The sequence below is a fragment of the Kineococcus rugosus genome, assembly GCF_050871975.1.
Classification (GTDB): Bacteria; Actinomycetota; Actinomycetes; order Actinomycetales; family Kineococcaceae; genus Kineococcus.
Window position 1 is genome coordinate 71,530 of sequence record NZ_JBJLSJ010000011.1, and the last position, 20,399, is coordinate 91,928.

A 20,399-nucleotide genomic window follows, 5' to 3' on the forward strand; every position below is an offset into this window, starting at 1 on the left:
CGCCCCCCCCCCCCCCCCCCCCCCCCCCCCCCCCCCCCCCCCCCCCCCCCCCCACCACCCCCCCACCCCCCCGCCCCCCCCCCCCCCCCCCCCCCCGCCGCGTTGCCGCCGGCCCCGGCGCACATCGAGTACACGGCCCGCAGCTCGGGGCGCCCGCCGAGCACCCCCACCACGGCGTCCTCCAGGACGACCGGGTCGCGGTCGTCGTCGACGACGTCGACCACCGGCCGGACCGACCCCTCCAGCTGCGCCAGGGCCGCCTCGAAACCCCGCCACCGCTCCCGCTCGGAGTCCTGCGGCTGGAGGCTGCGCACCACCAGGACCGTCTCGGCCGGGTCCGGCACCCACTGGGTCAGCAGGTACGCCGCCGTCGCCCCGGCGCCGCGGTTGTCGGCGCCGACGTACCCGCGCCGGCTGCTGCCGGGCAGGTCGCTGGCCAGGGTCACCACCGGGATGCGGGCCTGCGCCAGCGCGTGGACGGCCTCGCGGACCACCGGCAGGTCCGGGGACTGGAGCACGACGCCGTTGGACCCCGTCCGCAGGACCCGCGCGAGCTCGGCGGCCACCCAGTCGCCCCCGGCGCCGGAGGAGGTGTGGAACCGCGCGCGGACGGTGGCCGGGTGCAGCGCGGGCAGTTCGACCTCCAGGGCCTGCCGCACGGCGTCGGCGAAGCGCCGCGGCGCCGCCATGACGACGTCGAACATCACCGTCCGCCCCGTGAGCCGCACCTGGGACCGCTGCCGCTCGAGGTCCTCGACCGCGCGCCGCACCTGCTCGACCGTCGCGGCCCGCACCCCGGGCCGCTCGTGGAGCACCCGGTCGACGGTCGCCTCGGACAGCCCCGCCTGGACGGCGATGTCCCGCACGCTGAACTTGCGTCTCACCACCGGATGTTCCCACGGTCACCCGGATGCGCGTGGCAGGCGGGTGGTGGTCCCCCGATCCGGCGCCCGGGCCGCCGGGCCGGCCCTACCGTCGTCCCGAACGTCCCCGACCCGAAGGAGAACCGCCGTGGCAACCGTCGGCGCTGAACTGTCCACCCTCGCCAGCCTGCACCGCACCTTCAACCAGAAGGCGCAGGAGGCCCTGGACATCAAGAGCACCGTCGAGTCGGGGGTGAACTCCGCGGTCTGGACCGGCACCTACTCCGAGCAGTTCCGCACGGCGTGGCAGGAGTACAAGCAGAACCTCGACAAGCTGAACCTGGCCCTGCTCGACGCCGCGCGCGACGTGCAGAGCAACCACAACAACATCGCCGCCGCGACCGGCGAGGGCGACCGCATCTGACGTGGCCGGCGGCGGGGGTCACATGAGCACCGACGACAGCAGCAGGCTCGTCTCGGAGTTCACGACGCCGTCGACCGACCGGATGCGCCCCAGCGTCCGGTCGAAGTCGGCCAGGGACGTCGTGCGGATCTCCGCCACCAGGTCCCACCCGCCGTTGGTCGTGTGCAGCGACACGACCTCCGGCAGGCCGCGCAACCGCTGGATCACCCGGTCGGTCGCCCGGCCCTCCAGCTCGATGAACGACACGGCCCGGACCTCGCCCTCGGCCCCCTCGCGCACCCGCGCGGTGAAACCCAGGATCGTGCCGTTCGCCTGGAGCCGGGCGATCCGGTGCGTCACCGTGGCCCGGGTCACGCCGAGGCGGCGGGCCAGCGAGGCGGCGGGTTCGCGCGCGTCGGTGCGCAGCGCGGCCAGCAGCCGGCGGTCCAGGTCGTCGAGGTCGGCCATGACCGGAATCTAGGCGATGTGCTCGGTCGCCGTGCCCGATCCGGGCGATCGTGGGCCGCGGATCGCCCGGTTCGGAGGTTGTCCGGGCCCACGGGCCGTTCCTAGCCTCGGCGCATGCAGTTCTTGAGCGTGCGCAACGCAGCCCGGTGGGTGACGGCCACCGGCCCCGAGACCGTCCTGGCCGGGCTCGTCGACGCGCTGGAGCGCGACGTCCGCCGCTGGCCGGAGTTCGAGCGGACCCCGCGGCTGGCCGCGCACAGCGACGTCGGCGTCATCGAGCTGATGCCCACCACCGACGGCGACCAGTACGCGTTCAAGTACGTCAACGGCCACCCGGGCAACCCCGCCCACGGGTTGCCGACCGTCGCGGCGTTCGGCGTGCTGGCCGACGTCCGCACCGGGTACCCGACGTTCCTGGCGGAGATGACGCTGCTGACGGCGCTGCGCACGGCCGCCACGTCCGCCCTGGCCGCCCGCTGGCTGGCCCCGCCGGGGGTCGACGTCATGGCGATGGTGGGCACCGGGTCGCAGGCGGAGTTCCAGGCCCTGGCGATGCGGTCCCAGCTCGGCGTGCGCCGGCTGCGCGTCGTCGACGTCGACCCGCGGGCGGTCGAGAAGTTCGTGCGCAACCTGGCCCCGCTGGGGTTCGAGGTCGAGGTCTGCGCCTCGGTGGCCGAGGCCGTGCGCGGGGCGGGGCTGGTGACGACGTGCACGGCCGACAAGCAGAACGCCACGGTCCTGCACCTGGAGGACCTGACGCCCGGGGCGCACGTCAACGCCATCGGCGGCGACTGCCCGGGCAAGACCGAGCTCGACCCGCGGATCCTCGACCACGCCGACGTCGTGGTGGAGCACGCCCCGCAGACGCGCGTGGAGGGGGAGGTCCAGCAGCGCCCGGCCGACTTCCCCGTCACCGAGCTGTGGCGGGTGGTGCGCGGGGAGCGGCCGGGCCGGACGTCCCCCACCCGCACGACGGTCTTCGACTCGGTGGGGTTCGCGATCGAGGACTTCTGCGTCCTGGTGCACGCCCGCGACGCCGTCCGCGGCACGCCGTTCGTCGAGGACGTCGACCTCGTCGCCACCCCGGAGGACCCCAAGGACCTCTTCGGGATGCTCGGAGCCCCCCTCCCGGTGTGACCCGGTGCGACCCGGTGCGACCGGGTGCCAGTGGTGCGCGAACCGTTCGCGCACGAACGGGTAACCTGGGGGGATGACGACCGAGCAGACCACCGACCCGCTCGCCCTCGAGCGGCAGGTCTGCTTCGCCCTCGTGGTGGCGGCCCGCACCGTCCTGTCCGTCTACCGGCCGGTCCTGGAGCCGCTGGGCCTGACCCACCCGCAGTACCTCGTGATGCTCGCCCTGTGGGGCCGGGAGCCGATGTCGGTGCGCGAGCTGAGCGAGACCCTCCAGCTCGACCCGCCGACCCTGTCCCCGCTGCTCAAGCGCCTGGAGGCGGGCGGGCTGCTGGAGCGCCGGCGGCTGCCGGAGGACCAGCGGACGCTGGCGGTGACCCTCACCGACGCCGGCTGGGCCCTGCGGGAGCGGGCGCTGGAGGTGCCCGGCCGCGTCGTCGAGGCGCTCGGCGTGGACGTCGCCGAGCTCGAACGGCTGCGGGACGGGCTGACGCAGGTCATCGACGCGGCGACCGGTCGAGGTCGGTGACCCGCAGGCCCAGCAGCGACAGGGCCAGCTCGCAGAACGTCGAGTCGGCCCAGGAGAACCACTCCCGCGTCCACCGCGAGGGGTCGTCGACGTGGAAGCCCTCGTGCACGCGGCCGGTGCCGTCGTCGCAGTCGGCCACCAGCCGCAGCGTGCGCACGGCCTCCTCCGGCGACCCGCTCGTCAGGGCCTGCACGCACAGCGCGATCGGCCACACGTAGCGGTCCGGGGTGTGCGGGCTGCCGATGCCGGTCGCCGCCGTGCCCCGGTGGAACCACGGGTTGGCGTCCGAGAGCACCAGCGCGCGCGTCGCCACGTAGAGCGGGTCGTCCGCGGCGCACGCCCCCAGCAGCGGCAGCGACAGCAGGCTCGGCACGTTCGCGTCGTCGGCCAGCAGGTGGTGGCCCAGTCCGTCGACCTCGTAGGCCCAGACCCGGCCGTGGTCGGGGTGGTCCACGACCCCGTGCGCGGCGACGCCGGCCCGCAGCTGCCCGGCCAGGTCCTCGGCGTCCCGCGCCAGGGCGGGGTCGGCGAAGACCTCCCGCGCGAAGGTCGCCACGTGGTCCAGGGCGCGCGCGGCGAACAGGTTCGCCGGGACGTTGTACCCGTACTCGCACGCGTCGTCGCTGGGGCGGAAGCCGGACCACGTCATGCCGGTGCGGGCCACCGGCGTGCCCAGCCCGTCGCGGTCCAGGGTCTCGCTGCGCAGGTCCGTGGGCCGCACGAAGCGGTAGGGGGAGCGCTTCTCGTGGTCCTGCTCCAGCCGCCACAGGTCGACGACCGCGCGCATCGCGGGGTGCGCGTCCGGCCCGAGCAGGTCGTCGCGGCCGCTGGCGCGGCGCAGCCGGTGGGCCAGCAGCACCGGGAAGGCCAGCGAGTCCACCTCGTACTTGCGCTCCCACAGCCACGGGTCGTCGCTGGAGTCGCCCGGTTCGTGGCAGCGGCCGGTGGGGCCGTCGTTGAAGGCGTTGGCGTACGGGTCGTGCCGGATCGCGGCGAACTGGGTGCGCAGGACGCCGGCGATGACGTCGACCAGGGCGGGCGCCCGGTCCAGCAGCAGCAGGTAGGTCTGCCACTGCGCGGTCGAGTCGCGCAGCCACATGGCCGGGATGTCGCCGGTGACGACGAAGACGGTGCCGTCGGGGCGGACGGTGGGGGTGCGCTCCACGGTCTCGCGCAGGGCGCGCGCGAAGACCGCACCCACCCGCTCACCCGCCCGCCGGGTCACCCGGTCGGTCAGGTCGTCCACCAGCGCCGTCGGCAGCAGTTCGTCCACGGCGCCACTGTAGAGGCTGTCTGGGAACGATCTCAGGCGATCGCGCGATCCGCCCCGGACCGGGCCGACCCGGGGAGTTCGCGCGGCGTTCAGCCGGTCTCCCCCCGGCGGGACCTGCCGCGGCCCCCACCCGCCCCCCACCCTGGGGGCCGTGCGAGTAGCGATCGTCACCGAGTCCTTCCTGCCTCAGGTCAACGGGGTGACCGGCTCCGTCCTGAAGGTCGTCGACCACCTGCGGGCGCAGGGGCACCAGGCGCTCGTCGTCGCCCCCGGCCCCGGCCCGTCCCACCACGCCCCCTCCACCGGCGGCCCCGTCCGCGTCGTCCGCATCCCCTCCGCCCCGCTGCCGGGCTACGCCGAGCAGCGGGTCGCGGTCCCCGGGTTCCGCCTCGCCCAGGCCCTGCACGACTTCCGCCCCGACGTCGTCCACCTCGCCGCCCCCGCCGTCCTCGGCGCGCAGGCCGCCACCCTGGCCCAGCGGGCGGGCGTCCCCGCGGTCGCGGTCTACCAGACCGACCTGCCCGGCTACGCCCGGCGGTACGGCTGGCACGGCGCGTCGCAGGCGGTGTGGGGCTGGCTGCGGCGCGTCCACGAGATGGCCGCCCGCACCCTCGCCCCGAGCCGGCACGCCTGCGCCGAACTCGTCGCGCACGGTTTCCCCGACGTCTCGCGCTGGCCCCGCGGCGTCGACGTCGAGCGGTTCCACCCGCGCTTCCGCGACGACGACCTGCACCGACGGTTCGCCCCGCGCGGCGAACTCCTCGTCGGGTACGTGGGACGGCTGGCGAAGGAGAAGGAACTCGACCTGCTGCGGTCGGTGCACGCCGTGCCCGGGGTCCGCCTCGTCGTCGCCGGCCACGGCCCGCAGCGCGCGCACCTGCGCCGGGTCCTGCCCGGCGCGCGGTTCCTCGGGATGGTGGGCGGCCGGGAACTGTCCCGGGTGTTCGCCTCGCTCGACGTGTTCGTGCACACCGGCCGGCACGAGACGTTCTGCCAGACCGCCCAGGAGGCCCTGGCCAGCGGCGTCCCCGTCGTGGCTCCCGCCGCGGGGGGACTGCTCGACATCGTCGACCCCGGCGTGAACGGGGTGTTCTTCACCCCCGGCGACCGGCGGGGGCTGCGGGAGGCCGTGGAGGGTTTCCGCGACGACGGCGCCGCCCGCGCCGCCCTGGCCGGCCGTGCCCGCGCCTCCGTCGCCGGTCGCGACTGGCACTCGGTGGGGCAGGACCTGCTGGCGAACTACCGGGCGATCGCCGCCTGAGAGGACTGCCGTCCGCCCCCGGCGGGGGAGGTGTAACAACCGCGTCCCCCGTCGCGTCCTCCCACCGACGGAGCCGGGACCGCAGTCAGCGGGCCCGAACCACCGTCCTGGTCCGAGAGGCACGAGCACCATGAACTCCCAGCACTCCAAGGTCCTCACCGCCGGTGTCCTGACCGCCGCCGCCCTGCTCGGCGGGGCCGGGGTCGCCGCCGCGGCCGGCCCGGTCACCGGCACCGGCACCGGCTCGGGCGCGAACGGCGTCCCGGCGCAGACCGTCATCCACTTCGCCAAGGGTGCGACCTCCGCCTCGGTCAGCGGGAAGGTCGGGCCGGGGGAGGACGACCGGTACGTCTTCGACGCCAAGGCCGGGCAGACCGCCCACATCCACCTGGCCCGTTCCACCAGCGCCCAGACCTGGACGCTGGTCGGTCCCTCGGGCCCGGCGGTGCACGACGCGCACAGCCCGCGCCAGTCGGACTTCACGTACCGGCTGCCCGAGAGCGGGCGGTACTACGTCGACATCGTCTCCACCCGGCCCTCCAGCTACCGGCTGGACCTGTCCATCCCCGCCACCGGCAAGCCCGCCAAGCCCGCCAAGCCCGCCACGGGCAACGGTGGTGGGGTCCACGGGAACCTGCCGGTGGTGGCCGAGGCCACGAAGATCGACTTCGCCCCCGGGCGCACCAGCGCCACGGTGACCGCGACGGTCGGACCGCAGGACCGCGCGGCGTACACGTTCTCCGCCAAGGCCGGCCAGCGCGCCCGGATCCAGCTGGACGGTTCCTCCACGGGGACGTTCACGCTGATCGCCCCCGACGGCACCCCGCTGCACACCACGCACAGCCGCAACCAGTCCGACGTCACCATCACCCTGCCGGCGTCGGGTCTGTACCGCGTCGACCTCGCCGACGACGTCCACACCGGGTCCCAGCAGCTCACCCTCGGCATCCGCTGACAGGGGGAGCACGGGGAACCTACGCTGGTTCCCCGTGCCCCTGCGTCGCGCGTTCCGCGCCCTGCTCGCCGTCCCCCTGCTGTCGGTGGCCCTCGCGGCCCCGGCGGCGGCCGGACCGGGTTTCGCGCCCGACGAGCCGATGTTCCGGCTCGGCGGCGCCGACCGCTTCGAGACCGCCGCGATCACCGCCCGGGACGCGTTCCCCGACGGTTCGGACGTCGCGGTCGTCGCCAACGGCTGGCGCACCGTCGACGCGCTCACCGGCACCTACCTCGCCGGGCTGGAGGACGCCCCCGTCCTGCTCACCGACCGCGACACGGTGCCGGCCGCCACGCTCGCCGCGGCCCGCGACCTGGGGGTGCGGGAACTCCTCGTGCTCGGCGACGAGGTGAGCGTGGGCCCCGGCGCCCTGCGGCAGTTCGCCGACGCGGGGCTGACCGTCCGGGACCGGGTCGCCGGGCGCGACCGCTACGACACCTCCGCGCGGATCGCCGAGTTCGGCGAGGACGCGCCGTCCACGGTGTTCCTGGCCCGCGGCGACGTGCCGGCGGGACAGGTCGCCGCCGACGCGCTCGCCGCGGGACCGTACTCCTTCGACGGGCACCGCCCCGTCCTGCTGACCCCCGCCGGGCAGCTGCCCGCGGAGGTGGCGCAGCTGCTGGCGGACGCGCAGCCGTACACCGTCTACGTCCTGGGGGGCGCGATCTCCGAGGACGTCGTGGCGCAGGTCCGCGCGGTCCTGCCGGGGCAGCGGCGGATCATCCGGGTCGCCGGCGCCGACCGGACGGCGACGGCGACGCTGCTGGCCCGCCAGCACGACGGCCGCGGGTCGTTCGTGCGGAACGCCACGGCCGTCGCGCTGGCCAACGGGTACTCCGTCGACGCCCTCGTCGGCGGGGTGTGGGCCGGTCGCCTCGGCGCGCCGCTGCTGCTGACGGACGGGACCGGCGGCCTCGGGACCGGCACCGAGGAGCACCTCGCCGCGGTGGCGGACCTGCTGCGCAACGGCGTCGTCCTCGGCAGCGAGCGCAGCGTCCCGCAGGCCCTGGCGGTGCGCGCACGGGGCCTCGGCGGGGCCCGGCCCGGTCTCGTCGCCGCCGTCACCGGCGTGGACGTCGCCACCGGCGCCGTCTCCTACCAGGGTGTCGCGCAGTGGCAGCAGCCGCGGGACCGGTTCGCGATCGACGGCCGCCGGGTGAGCCGCGCGGAGTTCGTGGCCGCCGCCCGGGTGGGGGACCGCGTCGTGAAACGGGGCCGCTCGGCCGACCTCAGCGTCGCCGATGACGAGCTGCTGACCACCCGACCGCAGGACTGGACGACCGCGTTCGCCCACCTCACCGGCCCCGGGGAGTTCGCCTTCGTCGAACCCCGCACCGGCCTGGTCCTGCGTCGCGTCGGGCCGGCCGACGTCGCGCCGACGGCGACGTTCACCGTCGACGGGCGACCGGCCGACCGGGCGGGCTTCTCCGCCGACCTGAGCACCGGGGACACCGTCGTCGCGGCGTCCGACGGGTCCCGGTTCAGCCTGGACAACCGGATCGTCCAGGGGACCGTGGTGCGGTTCGACGCGACCGGGTTCTGGCTCGACGTCCTGGACACCGGCGGCAGCGCCCCGCTGTGGTTCCCGCTGCCGGTGGCCGGTGACGAGGTCTTCGTCTCCTCGCAGGAGTCGACCGCCGCCGCGTTCACGGCGGCCCTGCGGGTCGGGCAGTGGGTGGCCGACGAGCGGGTCGGCGGGGTGCACCGGGTCTACGGCTGAGCGGTCGCCGCCCCGATCGCGGCCACCGGCCGCCCGGCCGGCAGCAGCCGCAGCCGCTCCTCCAGCGCCAGCCCGCGCAGGAACACCGACCCGCGGGCCTGCTCCCGCAGCGTCGCGGCGACCGCGTCCAGCAGGGGCTGCCCGACCCCGGCGACCCCGCCGGCGAGGACGATGACGGCCGGGTCGAACGTCAGCGCCAGGGTGCGCACGGCCAGGGCGACCCCGCCGGCCCAGCGGGCCAGCACCGCCCCCGCGGCCCGGTCCCCGGCGGCGGCCGCGGCGAACAAGTGGTCGGCCGAGCGCCCCTCGTCGCCGTGCGGCCAGTCCCGCTGGAGGGCCGAGCCCGCCGCCACGGTCTCCAGGCACCCGCGCTGACCGCAGTTGCACAGGTGACCGGCCGGGTCGAGGGCCAGGTGGCCGATCTCCCCGGCCGCCGAGCGGGACCCGCGCACGAGTTCCCCGCCGACCACGAGCCCGGCGGCCAGCCCGGTGCCCAGCGACAGCAGGGCGAGGTCGCCGTCGGGCGCCAGCAGCGAGTACGCGCCCAGGGCGGCGACGTTGACGTCGTTCTCCACGACGACGGGGACACCGCCCACGGCGACGCTGACGAGCCCGGCCAGGTCGACCGGTTCGGGCCCGAAGCCCAGGTTCACGGCGCTGCGGACGGTGCCGTCGGCGGGGTCCACCAGACCGGGCACGCCGATCCCGATGCCGTCCAGCAGCGCCGGGTCGCCGATCTCCTCCAGGAGCCCGGCCACCACCTCCGAGGCGGTCGTCACGACGTTCTGGACCCCGGCGGGGGTCAGGCGCCGGCCGGTGGCCAGCACCTGGTTCCCCGCCCCGAGGGCGACCCCGTCGATCTTCGTGCCGCCGATGTCCAGACCGATGCGCACGGTCGCGACCTGCGTGAGACCGAGTCCCGTGAGCACGGTCACGGTCAGCTCGCCGCGCGCAGCAGGGCGTGCCGCAGCTGGCCGAACTCGGCGAGGCTGTCGGCGAGCCCGCCCGGGCGCGAGCGCAGCAGCCAGCAGGCGCGCTGCTCCTCCAGCAGCCCGTCGAGCTCGGTCAGCAGACCGGGCGCGGCACCGGCCGCGAAGGAGCCGTCCTCGGTGCGGGCCTGCAGCACCCGCACGGCCAGTTCGCTCAGCCGCAGCGCCTGGGTCAGCTCGCGCACCACGACGTCCCCGTCGGCGGCCGCGGGCTCGGCGGTGCGCAGGTCGGCCAGGCAGGACCGCAGCGACTCCCCGACCGCGGCCAGCGCCTGCGGGGCGGGCACGGCCCACGGCTTGAGCTGGTCCGGCTCGCGCAGCACCAGGCACAGCGGGGAGGCGTTCAGCAGCGGGGTGCCGAGCTGCTGGCACACCTGCCCGGCCCGGACCAGCACGTCGCCGGTGACGCCCGTGGGGTCCAGCAGGAGCCGCTGGGAGAGCACCGCGGCGATGTCGACGTCGCGGTTGTCCTCCAGCGACCAGGACACCGCCCCGCCGAAGAGGGCGGGGCCGAAGGCGACGACGGGCGGGTCCCAGTGGCCGTGGTCGCCCCAGGAGGTGTTCAGGTAGCCCTGCGCGGAGTTCTCCAGGCCGACCTCGGCGGCGTCGACCATGTTCGCGACGGCGTTGTCCCACCGGCCCAGCAGGGAGTTCCAGTTGCTGGCGCCGGGGGCCACCCAGAACGGGACGCCGGCGCCGAGCAGCAGCTTGGCGCGGTCGCGGAAGCCGTCGCGCAGCGCGGTGACGTCGACGCCGAGGGAGCGCCACTCCTGCACCTGCCCGGGGGAGGCGGCGTCGACGACCTCGGCGAGCAGGGCGGGGGAGTCGTACTGCCACACGACGGGGACGGCCCCGGCGGGCACCTTGTCCATCAGCTCGGGGTGGTCGCCGAAGACGTCGGCCCAGAACTCCACGGTGTAGCCGCGGTCCAGCCACGGCTGCATGATCGAGGTGACGTACTCGAAGTAGACGGTGCCGAGCCCGACCTCCTCGGCGCGCTGGGCGCTCTTGCCGGTGCCGAGCTCCCACGGTTCGTCGGCGCCGATGTTGACGCGCTTGGTGCGGAAGTGGGGGACGACGTCCTCCAGCAGGCCCTGCACGAACGCCGCGTTCTCCGGGGTGGGTTCCACGGTGCTCGGGGGCCGGTGCTGGCCGCGCATCGAGAACCCGTCCTCGTTCTCGGCGCGCTTGGCGTGCTCGGGGTGCTTGAGGAAGCGCTCCATGTGCCCGAGGGTGTTCTGGTTGCAGACCAGCTCGATCCCGCGGGAGGCGCACAGGCCGTCGAGCCAGCGCAGGTCGTCGGCGGTCAGCGGGGAGGCGTCCTGCCAGACGGCCTGCTCCCCGGTGAACGCGAACGTGTGCTCGGTGTACAGCTCGAAGGAGTTGATCCGGGCCAGTTCGAGGACCTCGACCCAGCGGGCCAGCGTGCGGCGGGTCGGGACGCGGTCGCGGCTGATGTCGAGCATGAACCCGCGGACGGGGAAGTCCGGGTGGTCGCTCACGTCGTAGCTGGTGGTGGCGAAGTCGCGGTCGGCGCGCAGCTGGTCCAGCGTCGCCAGCCCGTAGCGCAGGCCGGCGGCGTCGGAGTGGGTGACGGTGGTGCCCTCCGCGGACGTCTGGAGCCGGTAGCCCTGGGGCGGGACCGAGGCGTCGAGCACGACGCGCACGGGGGCGTCGGGGGCGGGCCCGCTGCCGGTCGTCGTCGTCATCGACTTCGGGCGGGGGAACGGGGTGACAGGCACGAGGGTGCTCCTGATCGTGGGGGAGGGGGGTTTCAGCCCTTGACGGCGCCGGCGACCATGCCCTTGGTCATGGCGTTCTGCACGAGGACGAAGACGACGAGGACGGGGACGGCGATGAGGGTGGATCCGGCCATGACACCGGCCCAGTCGGTCTCCTGCAGGTTGGAGGAGAACGTCTGGAGCCAGACCGGCAGGGTCATGCGGTCACCGGAGGCGAGGACGACGAACGCGAGCGTGTACTCGTTCCAGGCCACCAGGAAGCCGAACACGCCGGTGGCGACCAGGCCGGGGCCCAGCAGCGGCAGGGTGACGCGGAAGAAGGCCGTGAAGCGGGAGCAGCCGTCGACCGTGGCCGCCTCCTCCAGCTCGACCGGCACCCCGTCGACGAAGCCCTTGAGCATCCAGACGGTGAACGGGACGATCATGCCCATGTAGAGCAGCGACAGCCCGGCGACGGAGTTCAGCAGGCCCCAGCCGTCGAGCATCCGGTACTGGGAGATGAACAGCGCCTCGGCCGGGATCATCTGCACGATGAGCACCGCGATGAGCACGCCGCGGCGGCCGATGAAGGAGAACCGGCTCAGCGCGACGGCGCCGAACAGGGCCGCCACGACGCACACGGCGACCGACAGCAGCGAGGCGGCGAGGCTGAAGCCCATGGACGTCCAGAACGCATCGGAGGTCAGGACCTGACCGAAGGCGCGGAAGGTCGGCTCCACCGGGGCCAGCAGCGGGGGGCTGGACCGCAGCCGGTCCTCCGGCATGAGCGCGGAGTTGACCATCCAGTAGATCGGGAAGACCCAGACGAGGGCGAGGACGAGGGCCACGGCGTTCCACACCGGTCGCCGCCGGTTCTTCGCCGAGCGGGTGCGGGTGTCGAACAGCGGGGTCCCGGTGGAGCCGGTCGTGCTGCCGGTGGCGGCGGTGGTGGCCATCAGAGGTCTCCCTGCTTCATGAGCGTCCGCATGTACCGCCAGGTCAGCAGCAGCACCAGCAGCAGCATGACGGTCGCCAGCGCCGACGCGATGCCGTACTGGCCGCCGCCGATGCCGACCTCGTAGACGTAGGTGCCCAGCAGGTTCGTGGCCCGGTTGTTCCCGGCGACGCCCTGCAGGACGTTGATCTGGGTGAACACCTTCAGGTCCCAGATGATCTCCAGCATCGTGACGAGCAGGATCACCGGGCGGATCATCGGCAGCACGACGTGGCGCAGCCGTGCGGCCCAGCCGGCCCCGTCGAGCTGGGAGGCCTCGACGACCTCCTCGTCGACCTGGTTGAGGGCGGCGTAGGTCATCATCGTGACGAGCGGGACCGAGGTCCAGATCACGGTGGTGGCCGCGATCGCGAAGAACGTCCACTGGTTGCCGGCCAGCCAGGAGAAGTTCTCGAAGGCGTCCAGGCCGATCGAGGTGAGGAACCAGTTGACGAAGCCGTAGCGCGGTTCGGTGAGCCAGATGTAGGAGGTCAGGGCGGAGATCGGCGGCATCGCCCAGGCCAGCACCAGGGTGATCTGCAGGGCGACCCGGAACAGCGGGGTCACCTTCTGCAGCAGCAGCGCGAAGGCGACGCCGATGACCATGGTGAGGCCGGCGCTGACCGCGCAGAAGGCGACCGACCGGGCGGTGACGACCCAGAAGTACGGGTCGCCCAGCACCTCGCGGTAGTTGGCCAGGCCGACCCACTCGGGGGGCCGGCCGAACTGCTGGGCCAGCCCGAACTCCTGGAAGGACATGATGAACTGCCGGACCAGCGGGTAACCCAGGGCCAGGCACACCAGCCCCACCGGCAGGACCAGCAGGAGGTAGGGCGCGGCGAGCGAACCCCGGCGGCGGCGGGGCCGGGCCGGTGGGGACGCCGCGGCGACTCCCGGCGGTGCGGTCGTGAGCTGCTCGGACACCACGTCTTCTCCTCCTGCGGTCTTCGGGTGCTGGCCGGCGGTCGGGGTCAGGCCTGGTTGAGCGCGTCGGCGATCGTGGTGTCCAGCTCGGCGGCCACGGCCTTGACGTCCTCACCGCGGGCGATGCGGGTCCAGAAGTCGCGCGGGACGTTGTTGCCGTCCAGCACGCCCCACTGCGGGGAGTTCGGGGTGAGGACGGAGTTCTCGATGATCTCCTGGGCGATGGAGCCCGTCGGGCCCTCCAGGGCCGACGTGAACGAGGTGCGGCCCGGGATCCAGCCGCCGACGGCGGCCATGTCGGTCATGAACTCGTCGGAGTAGATGAGCTTCAGCAGGGCCTGCGACAGCTCCAGGTTGTGGTTGTTGGCGGAGATCCCGATGCTCGACCCGCCGGAGAAGGTGTTGCCGATGCTGCCGGGGGTGAGGCCGGGCAGCGCCATGACGCCCACCTTGTCGGCGTCCCACATGGCCTGGTCGATCTTCGCGGCGGCCACGTTGAGCGCGCTGTAGATGCCGAGCTTGCCCTGGTTGAACAGCTGGTGGGCGGCCTGCACGTTGTCGTTGGAGTCCAGCGCGTACTTGGTGGCGGTGAGCATGAGGTCCTGCACCTGGGTCAGGGCCGCCTGCGACTCCGGGGTCGACAGGGTGCCCTTCCACGTGTCGCCGTCCTGCTCGGCGTACTGGCCGCCGTGGGTGAACAGCCAGCCCTCGTTGGTGTGCGGGTCGGCGCCGGGCATGTAGATGCCGGAGAACTCCGGCGTGCCCTCGGGGTTGGCCGCGTCGAGGGCCTTCGCGGCGGCGACGAGCTCGTCGAGGCTGGTGGGGACGGCGATGCCGGCGGCGGCGAACAGGTCCTTGCGGTAGTAGTAGACGCGGGCCCCGGCGTAGAGCGGGGTGGCGTAGAGCTTGCCCTCCCAGGAGCCGGCGTCGATGAAGCTCTGGATGAGGTCGCTCCCGCCGAGGGCCTCCTCCTGGTCGGAGATGTCGAGCAGGGCCCCGACGGAGGAGAACAGCGCGACCTGGGTGTTGCCGAACTCGACGACGTCGGGGCTCTCGTCCTCGCTGGCCAGGCTGGTCTGGAGCTTGGAGACGATGCCGTCCCACTGCTGCACCTCGACGGTGAGGGTGGCGCCCTCGTTCTGGCTCTCGAACGTGGTCTTGAGCCAGTCGCGGGTCTCCTCGGGGATGGAGTCCTCCATGAACCAGATCTTCAGGTCCTTGCGCTCGCCCGCACCGCCGCCCCCGCTGCCGCCGCTGCTGCCGGAGGAGTCGCCCCCGCAGGCGCTGAGGCCGCCGACGAGGGCGGCGCCGGAGGCGCTGGCGAGCAGGGATCGCCGGGTGAGGTTCATGGTCGGCAGCCTTTCGGTCAAGGGTGCGGGTCGGGGTGCGGCTGGGTGGGAGGTGCGGGCGTTCCGGTGCGGGACGCTCTCGACTCGGCCTTGAGTCTCAGCGCCTCGACGTGCGGGTGACAAGTGTTAGGACACCTGCTTAACGAGAATGTAACCCTCCCTGCCCATCCAGGGGAAGGGGGCTTGCCCACCCATTCGTCAGTGGGGGAAACTAATGAGGTGACCGTCCCCACCGCCCCCGCCGTCCGCGGCCCGCGGCCGCACCCGACGCCGTGGCGCACCTCGACCCGGGCGCTGCGGCCGAGCGCGAAGGTCCTGCCCTCCCAGGCCCGGGCCCACAACCGCGCGGTCGTGCTCGGGCTGCTCTTCCACGAGGGACCGGTCTCGCGGGCCGACCTGGCCCGCGCCACCGGGCTGACCCGGGTGACGGTCTCGGAGATCGTCGCCGACCTCCTCGCCGACGAGCTGGTGGCCGAGCTGGGGCTGCGCCCGGAGGGACGGGTCGGCAAGCCCGCCATGATGGTCGGCCTGCGGACCTCCGAGCACCACATCGTCGCCGTCGACCTGCAGCGGCTGCCGTCGGCCCGCGTCGCGCTGCTGGACCTCACCGGCGCCGTCGTCAGCGAGCAGACGGCCGACTTCTCCGGCCTGCGCGGCGAGGAGGCGCTCACCGCGCTGGAAGACCTGTGCCGCAGCACGATCGCCGACGCGCCCGGACGGGTCGTGGGCGTCGGGATCGGGACCCCCGGCATCGTCGACGCCACCGGCGGCATCGTGGAGTCGGTCCGGCTGGCCTGGAAGGACCTCCCGCTGGGGCAGCGGCTGTCCGAGGCGCTCGGGCTGGGGGTGCACGTCGCCAACGACGGCGACGCGGCGGCGCTGGCCGAGTTCACCTACGGCGAGGCGTCCTCGTCGGGGTTCATGGCCGTCGCCGTCGGCCAGGGGGTCGGGGCCGGGATCGTCCTGGACGGGCACCTCGTGCGCGGGCACCGCCTCGCCGCGGGCGAGATCGGCCACCTCACGGTCGACCCGCGCGGCGAGGAGTGCCAGTGCGGCCGGCGCGGCTGCCTGGAGACCATCGTCGCCCCCACCTACCTGGCGCGGACCCTGGAGGGCCGCTCGCCCGCCCGCCGCCGCGCGGCGCTGCGGGACGCCGGCCGGCGCCTGGGAGCGGTGCTCGCCCCCGTCGTCGCCGCCCTCGACCTGGAGGAGGTGCTGCTCATCGGCCCCGCCGACCTGCTCGACGGCCCCCTGCTCGAGGCGGCCGCGGCGACCGTCGAGGGGACCCTGCTGCCGACCAGCGGCCCCTCGGTGCGGGTCCGGATGGGCGAGCGCGGCGAGGACGGCGTGCTCCAGGGCGCCGCCGCCCTCGTGCTCGCGGGGGAGTTCGGCTTCAGCTGACCCGCGCCCACCCCGGGACGCGCTCGGGGCGCGGGCCGAGCCCGATGAACGCCGCGGGCACCGCCGACAGCACCGGGAACCGGCGCAGGAGGCGCAGCGCACCGGCGGGGACCGCACCGCCGCGCCCGTCGAGGGCGGGCGCGACGACACGGCGGTGCAGGACCCGCTGCACGCCCTGCACGACGACGGTGGGCGACCGCCGGCGCCGCTGGACCCGGGCCAGCAGGCGGTGCGGAAGCCGGTGCGGGGACGCACCGCCGAACACCCCCGCCCGCAGCGGCCCGGCCAGCAGGCGGGCGGCGGCGATCGCGTCCTGCACGGCCAGGTTGACCCCCACCCCGCCCACGGGGGACATCGCGTGCGCGGCGTCGCCGAGGCACAGGACCCCCGGGGCCCACCAGCGCCGCAGCCGGTCCAGGCGGACGTCGAGGACCCGCACGTCGTCCAGCGACCGCAGCCCGTCCAGCTCCCCGGCCAGCTCCGGCAGCAACCCCGCCACCCGTTCCCGCAGGTCCTCCAGCCCGCGCCGGCGCAGCTCCGCGTCGGTGCCCTTGGGCCCCAGGTAGGCGACCTGCACGTACCCCTCGCGCGGGATCGGGATGAGCGCCCCGCCCCGCCCGACCCGCGGCACCAGCGCCTCCGGGACCGGCCCGCGGGTCGGGACCCGGAACCACCACACGTCGAAACCCACGGCGAAGGTGCGCGGCCGCAGGCCCGCGGCCCGGCGCACGACCGACCCGCGGCCGTCGCAGGCGACCACCAGGTCGGCCTCGAGGCGGCCCGGACCGGCGGGGGAGGTGAACTCCACCCCGCGCACGCGCCCGCCCGAGCGCAGCAGGCCGGTCACCTCGTGCTCGCGCCGCAGCGTGAACGACGGTTCCCGCGCGCCCTGCCCGGCCAGCAGGTCCAGCAGGTCCCACTGCGGCACCATCGCGATGTACGGGTGCCGGACGCGCAGCCGCCCGAAGTCGGCCAGGACGGCGGTGCCGCCCGCCCCGTCCGGCAGCGCCACCCGCCGCACCCGCGAGTGCGGCAGCGCGTCGAACCGCGCGAACAGGCCCAGGTCGTCCAGCGCGGTGAGGGTCGAGGGGTGCACGGTGTCCCCGCGGAAGTCGCGCAGGAAGTCCGCGTGCTTCTCCAGGACGGTCACCGCCACCCCGGCCCGGGCCAGCAGCAGGGCCAGGACCAGGCCGGCCGGGCCGCCGCCGACGACGGCGCAGGTGGTGCGCGGGGTGTCCACCCGCTCATCGTGACCCCGGGCGGGCCCCGGCCACCAGGGCGGGACGCGGCCGCGCGCCTACCGCCCCGGCAGGACGGTGGCCAGGGCGTCCAGCGCCCCCAGCCGGTCCTCGCCGACGGGGAAGAGCACGACCTCGTCCAGGCCCGCGGCGCGCAGTTCCCCGATCCGCGCCCGCACCCGGTCCGCCGGGCCCACCAGGGTCAGGTCGTCCACCCAGGCGTCGGGCATCCGGCGGGTGAACTCCTCGGCGTCGGCGCACTCGGCGTGCAGCGCAGCCAGTTCGGCGGCGTAGGCCGAGGGGGCGACGTGCGCGGCGGCGTCGGGCAGGCCGACCCACACCAGCCCCGGGCGCACGGCGGCGCGGGCGCGGGCGAGGTCGTCGCCGACGGAGGCCAGCTCGTACCCGGTGAGCACGTGGTCCGGCCCGGCGCCGATCTGCTCGCGGGCGACGCGGGCGTACTCGGGGGTCACGGGTTCGGCCAGCAGCGTGCCGTCGGCGACCCGTCCGGAGACGGCCAGCGACTTCGGGCCGCGCACGCCGGCGACCACGCGCGGGGGAGTGCGCGGCGGGGTCTCCAGGCGCACCCCGTCGAGCCGGACGTAGCGCCCCTCGACGGTCACCGTCTCCCCGTGCAGCAGCCGGCGGACGGCGTCGACGTGCTCGGACAGCGACGTCAGCGGGCTGGCCCCCCAGGAGCCGACCTGCCGCATCCACAGCGGGACGCCGTGGCCCAGGCCGAGGGTGAAGCGGCCGGGGAACTGCTCGGCCAGCGTCGCGGCCTCCATCGCGGTGAACGCCGGGTTCCGGGCCGCGGCGGGGGCGATGCCCAGCCCGACGTGGATCCGCCCGGTCACCGCGAGGACGGCCGCGGCCTGGGCGAAACCCCCGCGGAAACCCAGGTCCTCGATGACCCACAGGCTGTCGAAACCCAGTTCCTCCGCCCGGCGGGCGAAGGGCAGGACGTCGGCGGCGGGCAGGTCGCGCGGCAGGGTGACACCGGTGCTCACGGGGTTCAGACCACCTCTCGGGTCGGGTTCGGGCGGGGGTGGGCCACGGCCCGGGCCGAGCAGCCCGAGACGACGACCACGGCGAGCACGAGCAGGATGGCACCGCGCAGGCCGACGTGCTCACCGACCAGGCCCAGGACCGGCGGCCCCACGAGGAACGCCAGGTACCCGGCGGTCGCGACGGCGCTGACCCGGCGCGCGGCGCCGACCGGGTCGTCACCGGCCGCCGACAGGGCGACGGGGAAACCCAGGGCCGCGCCCAGGCCCCACAGCAGCACCCCGACGGCGGCCAGGGTGATCCCGGGGGCGAAGGAGACCAGGGCGATCCCGGCGACGGCGGCCACGGCGGAGACCGCCACCACCGGGGCCCGGCCGCAGCGGTCCAGCACGGGGCCGCCCGCGAAGCGTCCGGCGGCCATCGCCGCGCCGAAGAACGCGTACACCAGCGCACCGGTCGTGGCGGTGAGCCCGAAGCCGTCGACGACGATGAGCGGCAGCCAGTCGCCCGCCGACCCCTCGGCCAGGGCCATGCCGAGGACGACGACCCCGATGGCCAGCGTGCGGGTCTCGCGCCACACCGACAGGAACTCCCGGACCGTCCGCCCCAGGGGGGTGCGCGCGGTGCTGCGGGGTTCGCGCCCGGTGGCGGCGGGCAGGTCCCGCACCAGCCACGCCGTGGCGGCCGCGGTGGCCGCGGCGACGGCGAGCAGGTGCACCGCCACGGGCAGGGCCGCGGCGTTGGCCGCCAGCCCCAGCAGCGCGCCGCCGCACAACCCGGCGCTGTAGGCGCCGTGCAGGCTCGGCACGACGGTCCGCCCCACGGCCCGCTCCAGCGCGACGCCGTCGACGTTCAGCGCGATCTCGCCCGACCCCATCCCCAGGCCCAGCAGGGCCAGGCCGAGCGCGACGACCGGGGCGAGCCCGAGCTGCGCGCCGACGGCGACGACGACCGTCCCGGCGGCGATGCAGGCCATCCCGGTCCGGATCACCGCGCGCGCCCCGGAGCGGGCCACGTACGTCCCGCCGACGGCGATGCCGACCATCGACCCGGCCGACAGCCCGGCGATGACCAGCCCCATCCCGGCCGTGCTGGAGCCGGTGAGGTCGCGGATCGCGGGGGTGCGCGAGACCCACGTCGCCATCGTCAGGCCGGTGCAGGCGAACGCCGTGGTCAGCGCGGCCCGGACCCGCGGCGGGGTGGCGGTCACGAGGGTCCTCCGGGGGTGGTGGTGAGGCGCCGGACGGCGGCGCGGACGCGGTCGAGGTCGAAACCCTCCAGGGAGATCCAGCTGTGCAGGACCAGGCCTTCGAGGAGGGCGTCGATCATGGGGGCCAGGTCGGGCGGGAAGTGGCGGGCCAGCGAGGCGCGCGAGCGCTGCATCCACTGCTGGACGAGCTCGCGGTACCGCTCGTCCCGGACGGCCAGGGCCCACAGCTCCGTCTGCAGCACCATGTCCCGCCGGTGCTCGACGCCCTCGCCGGCGATGATCCGCACGACGCCCTCGCGGGGGTCCGACCCCGGGGGGAGGTCGGCCAGGACGCGGTCGAAGCGCGCGTGCACGGTGTCGGCGAGGCGGGTGAACGCGGCCAGCAGCAGGGCGTCGCGGCTGGGGAAGTGGTACGTCATCGAGCCGAGCGGCACGTCGGCCGCCGCGGCGACCGCGCGGTACGTCGCGCCCTGGGTGCCGTGCTCGGCGACGACGTCGAGGACGGCCTCGACGATGCGGTCCCGGCGGTCGGGGTCGGAGCGGCGGGTCACGCGCGGAAGCTATCAGAACGTACGTACGCATGGCGGTGTGGACGTGCGCCGCCCCCGCGCCGCGGCGATCATGGGCCGATGAGCACGCACGACGAGGGCCACTACGAGAGGGCCGGGCACGACGCGCCCAACGCCGAGGCCGAGGTGGCGGAGCTGCGCCGGGCGCGCAGCGCCGGTGAACCCGGCGCCCGGCACGAGCCCGACGGCTACCCCGAGGAGGTCGACCCCCGCCTCGGGCCGCTGCAGGGCCGCGACCCCGGCCGGCTCGGGGACCTGCGCCACCCCGGGGCGCCGCACCCCGAGGAGCACCCCGCCGAACCGCCCGCCTGAACCGCCCGCCCGGACCACCCGCCCGGGCCCCGTGGACGG

The 20,399-nt window shown here is 75.2% G+C and carries 19 protein-coding genes and 1 pseudogene; 8 read left to right on the plus strand and 12 right to left on the minus strand.

Translation table 11 applies throughout. The features are described from left to right. Nucleotides 1-158: 158 nt before the first annotated feature. Nucleotides 159-887, minus strand: a pseudogene (locus ACRYM6_RS08245) (LacI family DNA-binding transcriptional regulator); the annotation flags it as partial. Between the two features lie 124 nt (nt 888-1,011). Between ACRYM6_RS08245 and ACRYM6_RS08250 the strand changes: the two are divergent. Continuing rightward, nucleotides 1,012-1,287, plus strand: a complete 276-nt coding sequence (locus ACRYM6_RS08250) for a WXG100 family type VII secretion target (protein ID WP_432513769.1) — start codon at nt 1,012-1,014, stop codon at nt 1,285-1,287. 18 nt (nt 1,288-1,305) lie between these two features. On the opposite strand, the gene ACRYM6_RS08255 is transcribed toward ACRYM6_RS08250, so the two are convergent. Further along, nucleotides 1,306-1,734 (minus strand): Lrp/AsnC family transcriptional regulator, encoded by a 429-nt coding sequence (locus ACRYM6_RS08255; RefSeq protein WP_432542370.1) that lies wholly within the window; start codon nt 1,732-1,734, stop codon nt 1,306-1,308. Between the two features lie 114 nt (nt 1,735-1,848). Here ACRYM6_RS08255 and ACRYM6_RS08260 point away from each other — a divergent pair, with 114 nt between their 5' ends. Both ACRYM6_RS08260 and ACRYM6_RS08265 read left to right on the plus strand, forming a co-directional pair. Further along, on the plus strand, nt 1,849-2,871 hold the full coding sequence (locus ACRYM6_RS08260; RefSeq protein ID WP_432542371.1) for an ornithine cyclodeaminase: 1,023 nt from the start codon (nt 1,849-1,851) through the stop codon (nt 2,869-2,871). 73 nt (nt 2,872-2,944) lie between these two features. Further along, nucleotides 2,945-3,397 (plus strand): MarR family winged helix-turn-helix transcriptional regulator, encoded by a 453-nt coding sequence (locus tag ACRYM6_RS08265; RefSeq protein ID WP_432542372.1) that lies wholly within the window; start codon nt 2,945-2,947, stop codon nt 3,395-3,397. Here ACRYM6_RS08265 and ACRYM6_RS08270 read toward each other — a convergent pair. Then, nucleotides 3,366-4,670, minus strand: a complete 1,305-nt coding sequence (locus ACRYM6_RS08270; RefSeq protein ID WP_432542373.1) for a glycoside hydrolase family 125 protein — start codon at nt 4,668-4,670, stop codon at nt 3,366-3,368. The genes ACRYM6_RS08265 and ACRYM6_RS08270 overlap by 32 nt on opposite strands. A 151-nt stretch (nt 4,671-4,821) precedes the next feature. Here ACRYM6_RS08270 and ACRYM6_RS08275 point away from each other — a divergent pair, with 151 nt between their 5' ends. The 3 genes from ACRYM6_RS08275 (at nt 4,822) to ACRYM6_RS08285 (ending at nt 8,645) form a co-directional block, all read left to right on the plus strand. Then, complete coding sequence (locus ACRYM6_RS08275; protein WP_432542374.1) at nt 4,822-5,931, plus strand: glycosyltransferase family 4 protein; 1,110 nt, start codon at nt 4,822-4,824, stop codon at nt 5,929-5,931. A 130-nt stretch (nt 5,932-6,061) separates the two neighbouring features. Next, a complete protein-coding gene (locus ACRYM6_RS08280) occupies nt 6,062-6,886 on the plus strand; it encodes a peptidase (RefSeq protein ID WP_432542375.1) in 825 nt (274 codons plus the stop codon). Nucleotides 6,887-6,920: 34 nt separating this feature from the next. Beyond that, entirely contained in the window at nt 6,921-8,645 is a 1,725-nt protein-coding gene (locus tag ACRYM6_RS08285; RefSeq protein WP_432542376.1) for a cell wall-binding repeat-containing protein, read from the plus strand. Here ACRYM6_RS08285 and ACRYM6_RS08290 read toward each other — a convergent pair. The 5 genes from ACRYM6_RS08290 to ACRYM6_RS08310 are packed head-to-tail and all read right to left on the minus strand — an operon-like array spanning nt 8,636 to nt 14,622. Further along, nucleotides 8,636-9,538: an ROK family protein gene (locus tag ACRYM6_RS08290; protein ID WP_432542377.1), complete on the minus strand. Its 903-nt coding sequence runs from the start codon at nt 9,536-9,538 to the stop codon at nt 8,636-8,638. The two genes, ACRYM6_RS08285 and ACRYM6_RS08290, sit on opposite strands and share 10 nt — an antisense overlap. Before the next feature lie 44 nt (nt 9,539-9,582). Further along, nucleotides 9,583-11,376, minus strand: coding sequence for a family 20 glycosylhydrolase (locus tag ACRYM6_RS08295; RefSeq protein WP_432542378.1), 1,794 nt, complete (start codon nt 11,374-11,376; stop codon nt 9,583-9,585). Nucleotides 11,377-11,408: 32 nt separating this feature from the next. Continuing rightward, complete coding sequence (locus ACRYM6_RS08300; RefSeq protein ID WP_432542379.1) at nt 11,409-12,311, minus strand: carbohydrate ABC transporter permease; 903 nt, start codon at nt 12,309-12,311, stop codon at nt 11,409-11,411. Continuing rightward, a complete protein-coding gene (locus ACRYM6_RS08305; RefSeq protein ID WP_432542380.1) occupies nt 12,311-13,273 on the minus strand; it encodes a carbohydrate ABC transporter permease in 963 nt (320 codons plus the stop codon). The genes ACRYM6_RS08300 and ACRYM6_RS08305 overlap by 1 nt, the downstream gene beginning before the upstream one ends. A 47-nt stretch (nt 13,274-13,320) precedes the next feature. Then, entirely contained in the window at nt 13,321-14,622 is a 1,302-nt protein-coding gene (locus ACRYM6_RS08310) for an extracellular solute-binding protein (RefSeq protein ID WP_432542381.1), read from the minus strand. Nucleotides 14,623-14,841: 219 nt separating this feature from the next. Here ACRYM6_RS08310 and ACRYM6_RS08315 point away from each other — a divergent pair, with 219 nt between their 5' ends. After that, nucleotides 14,842-16,023 (plus strand): ROK family transcriptional regulator, encoded by a 1,182-nt coding sequence (locus ACRYM6_RS08315; protein WP_432542382.1) that lies wholly within the window; start codon nt 14,842-14,844, stop codon nt 16,021-16,023. Here the strand turns inward: ACRYM6_RS08315 and ACRYM6_RS08320 are convergent. The 4 genes from ACRYM6_RS08320 to ACRYM6_RS08335 are packed head-to-tail and all read right to left on the minus strand — an operon-like array spanning nt 16,016 to nt 20,030. Then, nucleotides 16,016-17,263, minus strand: coding sequence for an FAD-dependent oxidoreductase (locus tag ACRYM6_RS08320; protein WP_432542383.1), 1,248 nt, complete (start codon nt 17,261-17,263; stop codon nt 16,016-16,018). The two genes, ACRYM6_RS08315 and ACRYM6_RS08320, sit on opposite strands and share 8 nt — an antisense overlap. A 57-nt stretch (nt 17,264-17,320) precedes the next feature. Beyond that, nucleotides 17,321-18,280, minus strand: a complete 960-nt coding sequence (locus ACRYM6_RS08325; protein ID WP_432542421.1) for an LLM class flavin-dependent oxidoreductase — start codon at nt 18,278-18,280, stop codon at nt 17,321-17,323. Further along, nucleotides 18,277-19,479, minus strand: a complete 1,203-nt coding sequence (locus tag ACRYM6_RS08330) for an MFS transporter (protein ID WP_432542384.1) — start codon at nt 19,477-19,479, stop codon at nt 18,277-18,279. Before ACRYM6_RS08330 ends, ACRYM6_RS08325 begins: the two co-directional genes overlap by 4 nt. Beyond that, nucleotides 19,476-20,030, minus strand: a complete 555-nt coding sequence (locus ACRYM6_RS08335) for a TetR/AcrR family transcriptional regulator (RefSeq protein WP_432542385.1) — start codon at nt 20,028-20,030, stop codon at nt 19,476-19,478. The genes ACRYM6_RS08330 and ACRYM6_RS08335 overlap by 4 nt, the downstream gene beginning before the upstream one ends. A 78-nt stretch (nt 20,031-20,108) precedes the next feature. Between ACRYM6_RS08335 and ACRYM6_RS08340 the strand changes: the two genes are divergently transcribed. After that, a complete protein-coding gene (locus ACRYM6_RS08340) occupies nt 20,109-20,360 on the plus strand; it encodes a hypothetical protein (protein ID WP_432542386.1) in 252 nt (83 codons plus the stop codon). The last annotated feature ends 39 nt before the right edge of the window (nt 20,361-20,399 follow it).

Bases quoted from the DNA above. Each gene is read 5' to 3' on its own strand.
- ACRYM6_RS08255 (WP_432542370.1), bottom strand. From the start codon at position 1,734: ATGGCCGACCTCGACGACCTGGACCGCCGGCTGCTGGCCGCGCTGCGC.
- ACRYM6_RS08260 (WP_432542371.1), top strand. From the start codon at position 1,849: ATGCAGTTCTTGAGCGTGCGCAACGCAGCCCGGTGGGTGACGGCCACC.
- ACRYM6_RS08265 (WP_432542372.1), top strand. From the start codon at position 2,945: ATGACGACCGAGCAGACCACCGACCCGCTCGCCCTCGAGCGGCAGGTC.
- ACRYM6_RS08280 (WP_432542375.1), top strand. From the start codon at position 6,062: ATGAACTCCCAGCACTCCAAGGTCCTCACCGCCGGTGTCCTGACCGCC.
- ACRYM6_RS08300 (WP_432542379.1), bottom strand. From the start codon at position 12,311: ATGGCCACCACCGCCGCCACCGGCAGCACGACCGGCTCCACCGGGACC.
- ACRYM6_RS08310 (WP_432542381.1), bottom strand. From the start codon at position 14,622: ATGAACCTCACCCGGCGATCCCTGCTCGCCAGCGCCTCCGGCGCCGCC.
- ACRYM6_RS08340 (WP_432542386.1), top strand. From the start codon at position 20,109: ATGAGCACGCACGACGAGGGCCACTACGAGAGGGCCGGGCACGACGCG.